Raw genomic sequence first — 13,089 nt, 5'->3', positions numbered from 1 at the left:
CGCCAATGCCTCATTCCTCCGACTTTTTGAACGATCAATCCCCACGTTCTGATAGGGTTGGGGTGTGACAGCACCTGGCTCTTGCGCCTTGCCCCAGCCCTCTGGGCTCTCTACAGAGACATACCTGGAGAGGCTCAGGTGGCCCAATGGCGCGGAATGTCCAAAGTGCGGGGCCGGCGAGCCGGCGATTCGAGCTGAGCGGCCCGTGAAGCAGTGGCGATGCCGAGTGTGCCGGGGGGATTTCACCGTCACGACCCACACGGCCATGCACGGCTCCAAGGTCGGAGTCTCCAAGTGGGTAGCGGCTGCACAGTGTGCTGACATTCGCCCTGCTGCGCTGGTTCGCGAGTTGGAGATATCCGCTCCTGCTGCTCGTCGTATCGCTGCCGCTTTGGAAGTGACAGGGAAACCGCCGGGGGAGAGCCGCTTGGTGGCGCTCTTGCACCAGCATCACGATCCTGCACAAGCGCTGCGGAACCGGCTTCCCGCGTCATTCGACCCCGGCAACAATCCGGTTGCCGACCTGAGCAGGGGGCAGCGCGCCGTAATGGCGGTGCTGCGGAACAGAATCAGGGGCACCGCCCTTGACCAGGTTGCCAGCGAAGCCGGCCTGTCCGACGACCACGCACGACGGTGCTTGAAGTCGCTTGCCGAACTGGGCTACGCCCGATGCGAGGAATCCAGCGTGCCGTGGGGGTATGGGTCGCAAACGTTGCCGCTGTGGTCGCTCGACCTCAACGAGGAGTGCATTACCGCTATGGCATACCTGCCCCCCCGACCAGAGCAGGTGGACCGCACTTGTCCCGATCGAATACCGCCCGAATTCTGGAGCTTGTTCTGGAACGGGTCGAGTGCCAAAGACCTCAGGCTTCCCGAAGACGCCTTTTTCGTGGCCACCACCATCCTCGACGGCCCAGACCCCGTAGCCCAGACATGGGCACTGAGGTGCTTGCCGGAAGAGGCGCTGCGAAAGTGCCGGACGATGCGCGGCTACGACACGGGGGAAATAGCTGCTCGCATCGACAAGGCCCTTGCCCAACGCGCCCATGGCTGAGATCGACGCCTGGAGCGACATCCTCTCGCCAGAAACGCGCGAAGTGTGGCCCATCCTGCAAAAGGCCACGAAGCGCATCGACGGGTGCCTGATGGGCGGCACCGCACTCGCCATACACATGCGCCATCGCATCTCCTACGACCTCGACTACATGGCCCACAAGGGTTTCTCCGGGGACCGCCTCGCCCGGAGACTCAGAGACAGCACCGGCGATATCGAAGTGGACGCCAGTGGCCCCGATCAGATGCACGCCAGGGTCAAGGGAGTCCTGATCCAGGTGTTCCGCACCCCGCACAGGGGAGCCACCCCCGGCCACGTGAAGACCCTCAAACAACCCTTCGGAATTGACGGCCTCCCGGTCGCGTCCCTCCCGGACCTGCTCGCCTCCAAGCTCGATGTCATCATGTATCGGCCGAAGCTGCGTGACTACATCGACCTGATGGCGATGGATATGGCAGGCCCCTACACCCTCGAAGACGGGCTCCGCTTCCACATGCGGCGCTACGGGATCACGCCGGCTTCCAATGACGCCGCCCGAATCGTCCAACTCCTCGAGACACCCGGAGAGCTCGACATCGACCCGATATTCGAAGACCGGAAAGACGACGTGCTCCGATACCTCGCGAGCCGCGCGCCCGATCTAGAACAACGCCTGCACCAAATGCGCCGCGCTCAAGTCGGCGAGAACCGTCCCGAACCGCCCGACAGAAAAGGCCAGGCTGGGCTCACCCCAGACTTCGACGAACTAATCGCAGGGTCCAGCCCCACTTCCGAAGGCACTGCCGCCAAGCGGAACACAGGACGTTGCCAGCACATTGGCAAACGGACCAAGAAGCAGTGCAAGAGGCCCCCTCACTCCGACGACAACCACAGATACTGAATCTGTCGAAGTTCAGCGGAGAGCACTCTGGCAAGAGTCTTCGCCCCACGGCAGCAAGCTCAAATGACGCAAGAGCAGATGGCAGAGTTGTTGAGAAGACGCGACAAGTCGTCGGCGAATTGCTTCGCCTGCTTGGAAAGCGATGGGGTCATGTCAGGGGAGGCAGAACCAAGCGCGCTTCGCTGACTCCGTCTTGAATTTGCCCTGCCTTGCCTGCTCTTCCAACTCTTCCCTGGAGAAACCACACTTCTCCAGCAGTCGCTCTTCGGCTGCTTGGATCTGCTCAGGGGTGGGGCAGTACACGCCGTCCTCAACAGAACTCGCCGCTTCCTGAAGTTGGGGGGTGTGCGCGGTCTTCATGCACAAGAGTGTAGGCATGGCAGCGACACATTGTTCATAATTTGAACGACCTTCGCTGCTACACGAATCGCTGCCCTCCGTCGGAGCTGGGTGCAATATATGCGTCCTGGGACCGACAGCGAAATCAGACGCATGTGTTGCGTCTGACTCCGCGCGACGGTTTGCCGGTTTTTTCAAACAGCATGTGGGAGGGTTGCTGGCCTTGATTTTGGAGGCTATCGCCGATGACACAGCCGTCGCCTCGGGAGCCGACGGAGGCTGCGATGTCGTTGTCGGGTAAGCCCCCTTGCTGCCCGACAAGTTGCTGGGCTAGGGCAAGCCGAACGTCTGTCGCCAATGCCTCATTCCTCCGACTTTTTGAACGATCAATCCCCACGTTCTGATAGGGCTGGGGTGTGACAGCACCTGGCTCTTGCGCCTTGCCCCAGCCCTCTGGGCGGCAAGCTCTGTCGGTGGTTGCTGTTGAGGGCAGTGTGGATGGTTTGGGCTGATTGCCGGTGGTGGAGTTTGCGGGGCATGGTGTTGAGGTTGTCCTCGATTGTGGGCGGGCGCGCTGCTGGGATGTGGGGGTCGGTGCTTTTGGGCTGCCGGCGTCGGAGTAGGCCGTTGTTCTGCTCGTTGGCGGGTCGTTGCCGGGGGGAGTGGGGGTCGCAGGAGTACACCTCGGTGTCCAGGGTTTTTTCGATGTCGGCCCATCGGGCCGTCTCTGTTCCCTGGTCCCGGGCGAGGGTGCGGGCCATGGCCTCGGGCTGGCGGGCCGGCGCGGCGGCGGCTTCGGCGGTGCTTTTGGCGCCGTAGCCGTCGGGCAGGCCCGCCAATAGCGTGTGGCGGCTGGAGCGCTCGACGGGGGGTGGTCACCGCTGAGCGGTTGTTCTTGCCCTTGACCAGGTCGCCCTCCCAGCGGCCGGGCTCTTGGCGGTCCTCGGCGGAGGGGGCCGGTCTGCTGTGGGCTTGTATCCGCCCAGAACAGAGCGCTCGGCCCGCCCGCAGCGGCTTCGCGGTTTGCGGTGCCTGCGCCGGCGGGGCAGCAGCTCCCGCGAATCCGGGTCCAGCCCGCTGCTGCCGCTGCGGTCATAGCGCCCCCGGCATATCGACTCCGCGCGCGCCTTGTGGCCCAGCTCTGCGAGTTCAGCTGAGACCGCACGCGGCGACCACCGCTGGGCCGGGCGCCGCTGCGCCTCGCAAGCCAAAACGGGGCCGCCAGCCAGCTTCGGCAACCTGGGCCGCGCGGCGCGTCCGTCGGCAGCAGCCTGCGCCCGCCTCGCGCAATAGGCCCAGGCCCCGCCCGCCCGAGCTCGCGCTGCACCGTCGCGGGATGGCGGCCCAACCGCCTCGCCCCCCCCCAGCGCCGCCCCCCGCCCCCACCATCACCTCGATCCGGACGCGCACCTCAAAACAAAGCCGCCGTGCCACACCGGAAACCTCCACCCGTCGGTCGCTGCCACGACACCGGCCACCATGGCCGACCAGCAGCAACCACCGGTAGAGCTCACCCCCTGGGATCCTCGTACTTGATGGCTGGGGATGCGAAAATCGCAAAGTGTCCTCGCTGATCCCTGCTGCTTTTCGGTCGATGGATGCTGCCATTGTTCGTGGTGAGCTGATAGTTCGTGAGGGGCGCGACGATAAGGAGTTTCACTTTCAGCGTTGGGTGCAGGCCCGTCTCGGCGAGGCTGGCATCAATCACGACGATCCCGGTCGGAACAGCTACCCGGATTTGACGTTGGTAAACGCCCCCGAAGGCATCGAAGTGAAGGGGCTGGCCACACCGGGGCGCGATGCTTCTTTTGATGGGAATAGCCAGGTGGCGCGACCGACACACAATGGGCGGACGATCTACTACGCGTTCGGCAGGTATCCGGCGTCCCCGGAGGGCAACAACTTTCCGGTTGTGGACCTTGTAATTGTCCCCGGCTCCTTCCTCAATGCCGACGACGCTTACGAGCACAAGAACACAAGCACTCGGGGTTTCGGCAGCTATGGCGATATCTTGCTCCGCGACCGCAAGATGTACGTGATGCCGACCCCGGTAGCCCTGCTTGAAGGGGTTGAGGGTACTCGCACCCTGCTGCTCCCCGCTGGCGATGATCCCGGCGGCGGATTCGTGCAAGTCGGCGAGGTCGCTCGGGTTGAGGTTGAAGATGTGATGACCGGCTATTCGTTTGATTTCGCCACAAACCAGTTGAGTGCCACGTACCGCGAGAATCCAACGGCTGGACGACAGCACCACTTCCGGGCATGGCGGATTGCCCGGTCTGAAGGTCCGGGTGCCGAGGTGACCATGAGCAACAGTGTCACTCCAAGTGCCTAGAGTGGGTTTGTGGGCGAACTGACCGCACTCAGCATGTTTTCCGGTGCGGGGGGTCTTGACCTTGGATTCGAGGCCGCGGGATTCACCACCGTCGCTGCTGTCGATCATGACCCGAACGCTGTCGACACGCTCCGCAAGAACCGGCCCGAATGGAATCCAGTCGAGGCTGATGTGCGGGATTGGACGCCTGACAGTCTGCCCGACACCCCGGATGTGCTGGTGGCCGGACCGCCATGCCAAGGGTTCAGCCTCGGCGGGAACCGCCAGGCAGCGGACGATAGAAACGGGCTGTTCCGAGAAGTGTGCCGGGTTGCCCAACAAGTGCGTCCTCGCGTTGTCATTATCGAGAACGTCTTGAACTTGCGCACGATGTTGCATCCGGACACCGGACGGCCATTCATCAAGGAGATCGCTGTGTCGCTGGCTGAGGCTGGATATGGGGACATTGCTTGGGACGTGTTCAAGATGGATGCTCACGGCGTGCCTCAGACTCGCCGCCGGTTCGTATTCGTGGCATTCCGAGACAAGGCGCCTGACAGATGGCACCTCCCAGCCCCCTCCGGCTACGAGCCGATCCGCCCATGGCTATGGGATCTCGCTCACAACGACAAGATCTCCTTGCCCAATCACGATCCCTCATGGGGCTTCAAGTCGCAGGTGCATGTTGATCGCGGGATGGACCCCGGCCAAGATGCGCCCATGAGCGTTGTAAGGTTCTCCCGGACGGCTTCCGACGGAAACCCGATTCGGGACTGGGATCGCTCATTCCCGGCAGTAGATACCGCGACGATATGGGGCCTCGCCCACGGGCACGTCTCTGCCCGCCGCGAGCCAAGGGATCGAAGCAGAGAGGCAAAATTCGTCCGCAATCCAGACACCGATGTCACCTTATGGCGTGTCCAGGCCGACCGCCTCCGATCGCTCACCCACCGGGAATATGCCCGTCTCCAGACCTTCCCAGACTCCTGGGAGTTCGTAGGCGGCAACAAACGAGACGTCCACCTCCAAATCGGCAACGCCGTCCCCGTCCAATTTGCCGAACGGCTAGGCCACAACATCAGAGAGGCACTCCGAGCCCTCAACACAGGTCGAGCATTCCCACAATTGGAAGACACCCCCCTCCGACTCTTCTAGCGGGGTGCTGGCTGCTCGACGCCGCCGGCGAACACCTCCCCCCGCCGCCCCACAGGCATTCAACCGGATCGATCAAATCCAACAAGAGCTCCCAGCCCCCCACCCCGAACAAAACGACCCCAGCCGAGGCCCACATCAATAGACGATTCACCGCACAAACCCACGATTCGGCGCATCAATAGACGATTCACCGCAGGCTTGCCCCACGGCCTCCGCTTGGGCGGGGAATACTGGTCCCTCCCGGGTGCCGTCCTCAACGGCCTCCGCGTCCGGGGGTTGGGCAGGAGTTGGTTGGATGGCCTTAGATTGACAGACTGCCAGATTATTGGCTTCATAATCGCCACTTTAATGGCATATTATATGCCTGTAACTTGATTGGGGGTTTCATGGCAACCGAGGGCATCGCACCCGATGAGTACTTGCCGCGCGTTGTCGACGAGGAGATGCAACGGGCGCTGGGCACAATGCCCGCAGTGTTGATCGAGGGTCCTCGTGCTTGCGGCAAGACGTGGACAGGGCGCCAGTTTGCCAAGAGCGCTGCCTACCTGGACGACAGGGCGAGCGCCGCGTTGGAAGCGGGCATGGATCCGGCGTCGATTCTCGACGGGGAGGCACCCAGGCTGCTGGATGAATGGCAGCTTGCCCCGGAGGTGTGGAATCCGATGCGGCGGGCTTGCGACCGTCGGGGCGCGAGGGGCCAGTTCATCCTGACGGGCTCTGCCGACCCCCCCGACGACATCACCCGGCATTCGGGGGCGGGCAGGATCATGCGGGTCAGGATGCGTCCGATGAGCCTGCACGAGACTGGAGGCGTTGTCACGGCTGTTCGTGTTGGAGGAGGTGCCAGCCTGGCGCCCCCACATCGCTTCTCGGACCCAGGCGCGCCGGAGTCCGAAGATCCATCTGGCCGATCCATCGCTTGTTGCAGCAGCCCAAGAGGTTGAAGTCAGCGGATTGCTGCGGGATTTGGCATTCGCGGGCCGACTGTTCGAGTCGATGGTGACGCGCGATCTCCTCGTGTACGCCCAGGCCAACCGCTGCTCAGTGTCGCACTATCGAGACAGCGACAGCCTTGAGGTCGATCTGATCGTCACCCATCCCGACGGGAGATGGATCGCCGCCGAGGTCAAGCTCGGCGGCGCTGCCGCAATCGAAAAGGGTGCCCGAGCGTTGCGGCGCCTGTGCGACAAGCTAGACCAAGACAGGACGGGCAACCCCGCCAAACTCATGGTCATCACCGCCGGAGGGTACGCCTATGAACGCCCCGACGGAGTATGCGTGGCCCCCATCACATCCCTAGGCCCCTAGCCCAGCCGCTGAACCTGGAAAAAGCGCCCGCGGGACCGACCCGTCGCGAAGAGTCGACAACACCTCAGCGGCGCTGGTCGTCTCTGGTGAGGAGGGTGTCGGCGGGCTCGCTCTACCAAATTCGGTATATCGGTATTACCAGATTTGGTAGATTGATGGCATGGAAGAGGCAGCCGCGGAAGAAGCACACACTGGGCCCCGCACCGATGACGGCCGCCAGCCGGCACCGGCGGACCAGCCGACGCTGACCCCTGCGGGCTATCGAGAACGCGCCGCCGAGGCTGAAGCCGCGGCTGTCTTGCGAACTGCCCGAGCGCTGCTGGTGGAGGGCCCGAAAGGGTGCGGCAAGACGTGGTTCGCCAAGCGCTTCGCTCGCAGCGAAGCGCTGCTCGAGCAAGACCGGGCAGCGCGGACGCTGGCCCAGGCCGCTCCCAGCAGGCTGCTCGACGGCGCCGTTCCGCGGCTGCTCGACGAGTGGCAGCGGGCACCGGGGCTGTGGGCCGCGGTGCGCGGTGCCTGTGATGCCCGGGGCGCCGCCGGCCAGTTCATTCTCACCGGGTCAGCCGTTCCGGCCGACGACCTCACGAGGCACTCGGGCGCGCTGAGAGTGCAGCGGCTGGCGCTGCGCACCATGTCGCTGTTTGAGCAGGGGCTCTCCTCAGAAGCAGTCTCGCTGGCCGGCCTGCTCGACGGTGTCCCCGCAGAGGGGCCCCCGACCGGCCAGCACCTGCCCGAAACGGTGGACGCGCTGTGCCGGGGCGGCTGGCCCGCTTTCGGCGCGCAGCTGCCGCCCGCGGATGCCGCTCGGGCCCTGCGCAGCTATCTCGACGACATCGCCCGCGCCGACATCCGCCAAGTCGACGGCGTCGAACGCGACCCGATACGGGTGTCGGCCCTGCTGAGGTCGCTGGCACGCAATGTCGCCACAGCGGCGAGCCTGAACAAGCTGGCCGGCGAAGCCAGCGCCGACGCGCCGCTCAGCCGCCACACCGTCCGCTCCTACCTTGACGCCCTCGAACGGCTGCATATCACAGAGCCGCTTCGGGCGTGGCCGACCCACCTGCGCTCCCGGGCGCCGCTGCTGACGAGCCCCAAACACCACTTCTGCGACCCGTCGCTGGCCGCCGCAGCCCTGCGAGCCACCCCCCGCGGGCTGCTGGCCGACCTCAAAACGCTCGGATTCCTGTTCGAGTCGTTGGTGATCCGAGAGTTGCGCATCTACGCCCAGGCCGCCGACGCCGAGGTCTACTCGTTCACCGATGCCGCCGGGGCCGAAGCCGACGCAATCGTCGATGCACGAGACGGCCGCTGGATCGCCGTCGAGGCCAAGCTCGGCGGCGACGAGCAGATCGACAGCGCGGCCCGATCGCTGCTGGCGGCCAGCAAAAAGGTGGACGAGCGCCGGATGGGCACGCCCTCGGCACTGGTGGTGATCACCGCCGCCGACGGATACGCCTACCAGCGCCGCGACGGCGTGAGCGTGGTGCCCCTGTTCACCCTCGGCCCCTGAGGTGCCGAACACCCCGCCGAGCGCATAGATCTCCTGCTTCGCCAGGCACACGAGTGGCCCGAGGTCGCGCAGCTGCCGGCATCGGTCTCCGGCCTATCCCGACAAGTCACCAACGCCGCCTTGGAGCATCAGCGAGAAAACGGCTGGCCATGATCGGCGGCGTTGGACCGCGGCCGTGTGCTGCGGGCCGGAAATCCGGACACATTTTTCAAGTCAACTTGTGCGGGTGAAGAAGTCCTCTAGGGCGGCGACCAGGCCGGGCACGGTGTGGTCGGTAGCCTCTACGGTCACCTCTAGGCCCTGGTTGCGGGCGGTGGCGGTGGTGATGGGGCCAATGGTGGCCACCACCTTGGGCACCGCGTCGATACCGTAGGCATCCACGAAATTGGTCACGGTGGACGACGAGGTGAAGGTGATGACCTCGGCTTCGGCCAGCACGGCCGCCGTATCGGGGGCGGGGGCCGGAGCGACGGTGCGATAGGCGGGAACCACATCCACGTCCCAGCCAGCGGCGGCCAGACCGTCGGGCAGCACGTCGCGGGCGGTTTCGGCCCGGGGGATGAGCACCCGGCCGGGGCCATCGGGCCCGACCTCTTCGGACAGAGCCTCAAGCAGGGCCTCGGCCACGTACTGCTCGGGCACCAGGTCGGCGACCACGTTGCGGTCGGCCAGCGCGGCGGCGGTACCCGGGCCGATGGCCGCTACCTGCACTCCCCCTAGGACGCGGGCGTCCCGCAGGTGCTCGAAGAACTGGGCTACTCCGGTGGGCGAAGTGAACACCACCCAGTCATAGATGCCAACCTCGTCGGCAGCCCTCACCAGGCGATCGAGGTCTTCTGGAGGCTCGAACTCGATGGCGGGCAATTCGACAGCCTCTGCCCCCCGTCGGCGGAGGTCGGCGGCCAGCGCGGCGGCTTGGGGCCGAGCCCGGGTCACCACAATGCGGCGGCCGAACAGGGGCCGGTTCTCAAACCAAGCCAGATCAGCAGCAGCCACCTCGCCTATCACAATGGTGGCAGGCGGTTGAGGATCGAAGTCGGCCAGGGTGGCCAGGGTGGCCCGCAGCGTGTACTGGTTGGGCCGGGTGCCCCATTGCACCGCGGCCGCCGGGGTGTCGGGGTCCATGCCCGCCGCCATCAGCCGCTCGCAGATGGGGCGGCACCGGGCCGCACCCATGAGCACCACCAGCGTGCCTCCCAGCGCGGCAACCGCCTCCCAGTTGACCGACCCCTCGCCCTTGGCCGGGTCCTCATGGCCGGTTACCACCGTGAACGAAGTGGAGGAATACCTCATGGTCACCGGAATTCCGGCATAGGCGGGAACCGCCACCGCCGAGGTGATGCCGGGGACGACCTCGAAAGCCACGCCGGCGGCGGCCAGCGCGGCGGCCTCCTCACCGCCCCGGGCGAACACGAACGGATCGCCGCCCTTGAGCCTTACCACCTCCTGTCCGGCCCGGCCCCGCTCCACCAGCAAGGCATTGATGTCGTCTTGGGAGGTGCGAGGCCCGCCGGGCTGTTTGCCCACCGAGATGCGCTCGGCGTCCGCCGGGGCCAAATCGAGCAGTGTGGCCACCGACAGCCGGTCGTACACCACCACATCGGCACCAGCCAGAACCTCAGCCCCCCTCAGGGTCAAAAGGTCGGGATCTCCCGGCCCCGCACCCACCAAATACACGGTCATCGGGCTGTCCAAGCCAGCTCGAGGTACATGGTCATGAGGCCACCGCCTTGAGCAGTTGGCGGGCCAAGTCCTGTCCCAACGCCTCCCCGTCATCGCTTTCGCCTGCCGCAGTGTGGCACCGGCCGTCGAGGCCGTCGGCCAGCACGGCTCGCATGGCCAACGTGCCATCTCGAACGTGGGCATGGGCTCCGGCGGGCAATGTGCAATCACCCCCCAGGGTGGCCAGAAAAGTCCGCTCGGCATCCACCTCTCGGCGGGTAACAGGGTCTTCAATGAAGGCCAACAACGAGCGCACTCGGTGGTCGTCGACACGGCACTCCACCGCCAGGGCGCCTTGGCCCACCTGGGGCACCATGACCTCACAGCCCAACACGTCGACCACCGCCGGTTGTTCGCCCAAGCGGTCCAATGCGGCCTTGGCCATTATCACCGCGTCGTAGTCGGTGGCTTTTTTCAGCCGGGTACCGATGTTGCCCCGCAGCTCGACGAACCGCAGGTCGGGACGAAGCTCCCGGAGCTGCACCCGGCGGCGAGCCGAACCGGTGGCCACCAGGGCGCCTTGGACAAGATCGGATAAGCGACAGCCCACCAATGCATCTCGAGGATCAGCCCTGCGGGACACCGCGGCAATCACCAGACCGTCGGGAGTGGCCGCGGGCAGGTCTTTGGCCGAGTGGACGGCGATGTCGGCTCGGCCGTCGAGCACCGCGGCCTGTACCTCTTTGACGAACACCCCCTTGCCGCCGATGGCCGAGATGGGCTCGTCGGCCAACCGGTCGCCGGTGGTGGTGACCAGAATCGGCTCGACGTCGGCGGCGCGGCCCAGCAGTTCAGCGATGTGGGCGGTCTGCCAGCGGGCCAGGGCGCTGCCTCGGGTGGCGGCGCGCAGCATGGGGTTGTCCCTAGAGATCGAACAGGTCCCGGAGCGCTTCGGCCAGGCGATCGCCCCGCGGCGATCCGGCCGCGTCCTTCAGCCTGACGGTGGGCTCGTGCAGGAGCTTGCCCACCAAACCCCGAGTGGCCGCTTCCACCGCTTCCCGCTCGGCCGGGGACAGACCGCTCGCATGACGGTCCAGCTCCTCTTTGCGCAGAATCTCCGCTCGAGTCCGGAAGGCGGCAATCAAGGGCGCCGCCTCACGGGCCGAGCTGCGGTCCAGATAGCGGTTCAGTTCGTCGTCGATGATGCCCCGCACCCGGTCCAACTCGGCCCGGCGCTCTCGCAGGCCCCGATCAGCGAAGGCCCGCAGATCGTCCATGTCCAGCAGGGTCACTCCGTCCAGATCGCCCGCTGCGGGATCCACATCGCGGGGCACCGCAACGTCCACGATCAAAAGCGGGCGATTGGCTCGCTCAGCCATGATCTCGGCCACGTCGCAATGCTCCAGAATCATCGACGACGCACCAGTGGATGTGAGCAGCACGTCCACCACGGCCAGCTCGGCGGACATCTCGCGGAGGCCCACTGCCCGGCCTCCGATCCGCTGGGCCAATTCCTCGCCCCGACCAGTGGTGCGATTGGCCACCACAACTTCGGCGGCCTCGCTCTTGGCCAGGCTGGCCGCCATACCCTCGCCCATGTCGCCAGCACCCAACACCATCAGCCGGCGGCCGGCCAAGCCGTCCAGCCGCTCGGTGGCCAGGGCCACTGCCGCCTGGGAGACAGAGGTGATATGACGGGAAATGCCGGTCTCGGTACGGGCCCGCTTGCCTACCTCCGTGGCGTGGCGGAAAAGGTTGTTCAGCGACGAGCCGCAGGTGCCCTCCAGCCGGGCCGTCTCCCATGCGCTCTTGACCTGCCCTTGAATCTCGTTCTCGCCGAGCACGGCTGAGTCCAAGCCACAGGCCACCGAGAACAGGTGAGAAACGGCATCGGCCTCGTAGTGGGCGTAGAGGGAATCGCTGAACTGCTCAGGAGCCACATGGGCGGTCTCAGAAAGGAAGTCGCGCACATTCTGGAAGGCCCCGTGGAAGGTCTCAGCGAACACGTAGACCTCGATGCGGTTGCAGGTGGACAGCACCACCGCCTCAGAAACATTCGCTCGACCGATCAGATCGGTCAGTGCCTTGGGCAGGGCAGACTCATCGATGGTCATCCGCTCCAACAGTCCGAGCGGTGCTGATCGGTGGTTGATGCCTATCGCCAGTACAGACACGTTTTGCCAGACTTTCGCCTACATCAAGGTGTTGTCGACCAAGCGGTCGATCTTTGCTTGCGCTTGTCCGGTTTCACCGGAGCGGATCAACTCCAGCATCCCCGAATCCAATACATCTTGCCAAGCCAGGCCCTCGGTGTGCATCCCCTCGGCCCGAATCCTTTCCCGCGCTTCGCTGAGCAGGCACAACAGGGTCTGGTATTCGGGGCCGATCTCGTGTTCCAATCGTTGGCGGAGCCAGCGTGACAGGGCCGGACTGTGCCCTCCCGTAGAGCAGGTCACCAACAGCGGTCCTCGGCGCAGTCTGCTGGGCAGGGTGAACGAGCAGTGGTCGGGGTCGTCGGCGCTGTTCACCCACACCCCGGCTGCTTCACCGTCGCGGTAAACCTCGGCATCCACTTCGGCTCGGCCCGTGGCCGCCACCACCAGCCGGTAGCCTTCCACGTCGCCAGACCGGTAGGCCCGGCGATGCACGGCAATGTCGGAACGGTCATCCAATTCGACAACCACTTCCGGGGCGATCACCTCAACCACCGCCCCCGCTTCCAGCAGCCCGTCAACCTTGGCCAGCGCCACCTTTCCTCCGCCCACCACCAGGCAGCGGTGGCCGCGAACCCGGAGGTTCACCGGATAGAGCACTTCGTCGATAGGCATGGCCGTGCTCCGCTAACGAGCCAGCACAAACAGCTGAATGAC

General features: G+C 65.4%; 11 protein-coding genes and 2 pseudogenes. 7 read left to right on the top strand and 6 right to left on the bottom strand.

Going from position 1 to position 13,089, the window contains the following annotated elements; translation table 11 throughout:
* Nucleotides 1-64: 64 nt before the first annotated feature.
* Nucleotides 65-1,054, top strand: a complete 990-nt coding sequence (locus OXG30_05245; GenBank protein ID MCY4134301.1) for a transposase — start codon at nucleotides 65-67, stop codon at nucleotides 1,052-1,054.
* The gene (locus tag OXG30_05240) at nucleotides 1,047-1,934 is read left to right on the top strand and encodes a nucleotidyl transferase AbiEii/AbiGii toxin family protein (GenBank protein ID MCY4134300.1); all 888 of its coding nucleotides are present in this window, start codon (nucleotides 1,047-1,049) and stop codon (nucleotides 1,932-1,934) included. The genes OXG30_05245 and OXG30_05240 overlap by 8 nt, the downstream gene beginning before the upstream one ends.
* Before the next feature lie 153 nt (nucleotides 1,935-2,087).
* On the opposite strand, the gene OXG30_05235 is transcribed toward OXG30_05240, so the two are convergent.
* Nucleotides 2,088-2,294 (bottom strand): hypothetical protein, encoded by a 207-nt coding sequence (locus tag OXG30_05235; protein MCY4134299.1) that lies wholly within the window; start codon nucleotides 2,292-2,294, stop codon nucleotides 2,088-2,090.
* A 365-nt stretch (nucleotides 2,295-2,659) separates the two neighbouring features.
* A pseudogene (locus OXG30_05230) lies at nucleotides 2,660-3,127 on the bottom strand (hypothetical protein).
* A 707-nt stretch (nucleotides 3,128-3,834) separates the two neighbouring features.
* Between OXG30_05230 and OXG30_05225 the strand changes: the two are divergent.
* From OXG30_05225 to OXG30_05205, 5 genes and pseudogenes are all read left to right on the top strand, one after another.
* Nucleotides 3,835-4,605 (top strand): hypothetical protein, encoded by a 771-nt coding sequence (locus OXG30_05225; protein ID MCY4134298.1) that lies wholly within the window; start codon nucleotides 3,835-3,837, stop codon nucleotides 4,603-4,605.
* Between the two features lie 9 nt (nucleotides 4,606-4,614).
* Nucleotides 4,615-5,739, top strand: coding sequence for a DNA (cytosine-5-)-methyltransferase (gene dcm, locus OXG30_05220; protein MCY4134297.1), 1,125 nt, complete (start codon nucleotides 4,615-4,617; stop codon nucleotides 5,737-5,739).
* 464 nt (nucleotides 5,740-6,203) lie between these two features.
* Nucleotides 6,204-6,482 (top strand): annotated as a pseudogene (locus tag OXG30_05215) (AAA family ATPase).
* 70 nt (nucleotides 6,483-6,552) lie between these two features.
* Nucleotides 6,553-7,047 (top strand): DUF4143 domain-containing protein, encoded by a 495-nt coding sequence (locus OXG30_05210; protein MCY4134296.1) that lies wholly within the window; start codon nucleotides 6,553-6,555, stop codon nucleotides 7,045-7,047.
* A 160-nt stretch (nucleotides 7,048-7,207) separates the two neighbouring features.
* Nucleotides 7,208-8,557 carry a DUF4143 domain-containing protein gene (locus OXG30_05205; GenBank protein ID MCY4134295.1) on the top strand — a complete coding sequence of 450 codons (1,350 nt, stop codon included), beginning with the start codon at nucleotides 7,208-7,210 and terminating at the stop codon, nucleotides 8,555-8,557.
* A 213-nt stretch (nucleotides 8,558-8,770) separates the two neighbouring features.
* On the opposite strand, the gene cobA is transcribed toward OXG30_05205, so the two are convergent.
* The 4 genes from cobA to OXG30_05185 are packed head-to-tail and all read right to left on the bottom strand — an operon-like array spanning nucleotide 8,771 to nucleotide 13,047.
* Nucleotides 8,771-10,240, bottom strand: coding sequence for a uroporphyrinogen-III C-methyltransferase (gene cobA / locus OXG30_05200; protein ID MCY4134294.1), 1,470 nt, complete (start codon nucleotides 10,238-10,240; stop codon nucleotides 8,771-8,773).
* A gap of 31 nt (nucleotides 10,241-10,271) precedes the next feature.
* On the bottom strand, nucleotides 10,272-11,132 hold the full coding sequence (gene hemC, locus OXG30_05195; protein MCY4134293.1) for a hydroxymethylbilane synthase: 861 nt from the start codon (nucleotides 11,130-11,132) through the stop codon (nucleotides 10,272-10,274).
* Between the two features lie 10 nt (nucleotides 11,133-11,142).
* Nucleotides 11,143-12,393 (bottom strand): glutamyl-tRNA reductase, encoded by a 1,251-nt coding sequence (hemA, locus tag OXG30_05190; GenBank protein MCY4134292.1) that lies wholly within the window; start codon nucleotides 12,391-12,393, stop codon nucleotides 11,143-11,145.
* A gap of 18 nt (nucleotides 12,394-12,411) precedes the next feature.
* Nucleotides 12,412-13,047: a bifunctional precorrin-2 dehydrogenase/sirohydrochlorin ferrochelatase gene (locus OXG30_05185; protein ID MCY4134291.1), complete on the bottom strand. Its 636-nt coding sequence runs from the start codon at nucleotides 13,045-13,047 to the stop codon at nucleotides 12,412-12,414.
* Nucleotides 13,048-13,089 lie beyond the last annotated feature (42 nt).

Source organism: bacterium, assembly GCA_026708015.1.
Lineage (GTDB): Bacteria > Actinomycetota > Acidimicrobiia > Acidimicrobiales > Bin134 > Poriferisocius.
Note: the sequence above shows the minus strand (reverse complement) of the source record. Positions and strands in the feature narration are given on the sequence as shown.

Coding starts and splice junctions, on each gene's coding strand:
- OXG30_05240 (MCY4134300.1), top strand. CDS start 1,047: ATGGCTGAGATCGACGCCTGGAGCGACATCCTCTCGCCAGAAACGCGC.
- OXG30_05235 (MCY4134299.1), bottom strand. CDS start 2,294: ATGAAGACCGCGCACACCCCCCAACTTCAGGAAGCGGCGAGTTCTGTT.
- OXG30_05205 (MCY4134295.1), top strand. CDS start 7,208: ATGGAAGAGGCAGCCGCGGAAGAAGCACACACTGGGCCCCGCACCGAT.
- cobA (MCY4134294.1), bottom strand. CDS start 10,240: ATGACCGTGTATTTGGTGGGTGCGGGGCCGGGAGATCCCGACCTTTTG.
- hemC (MCY4134293.1), bottom strand. CDS start 11,132: ATGCTGCGCGCCGCCACCCGAGGCAGCGCCCTGGCCCGCTGGCAGACC.
- OXG30_05185 (MCY4134291.1), bottom strand. CDS start 13,047: ATGCCTATCGACGAAGTGCTCTATCCGGTGAACCTCCGGGTTCGCGGC.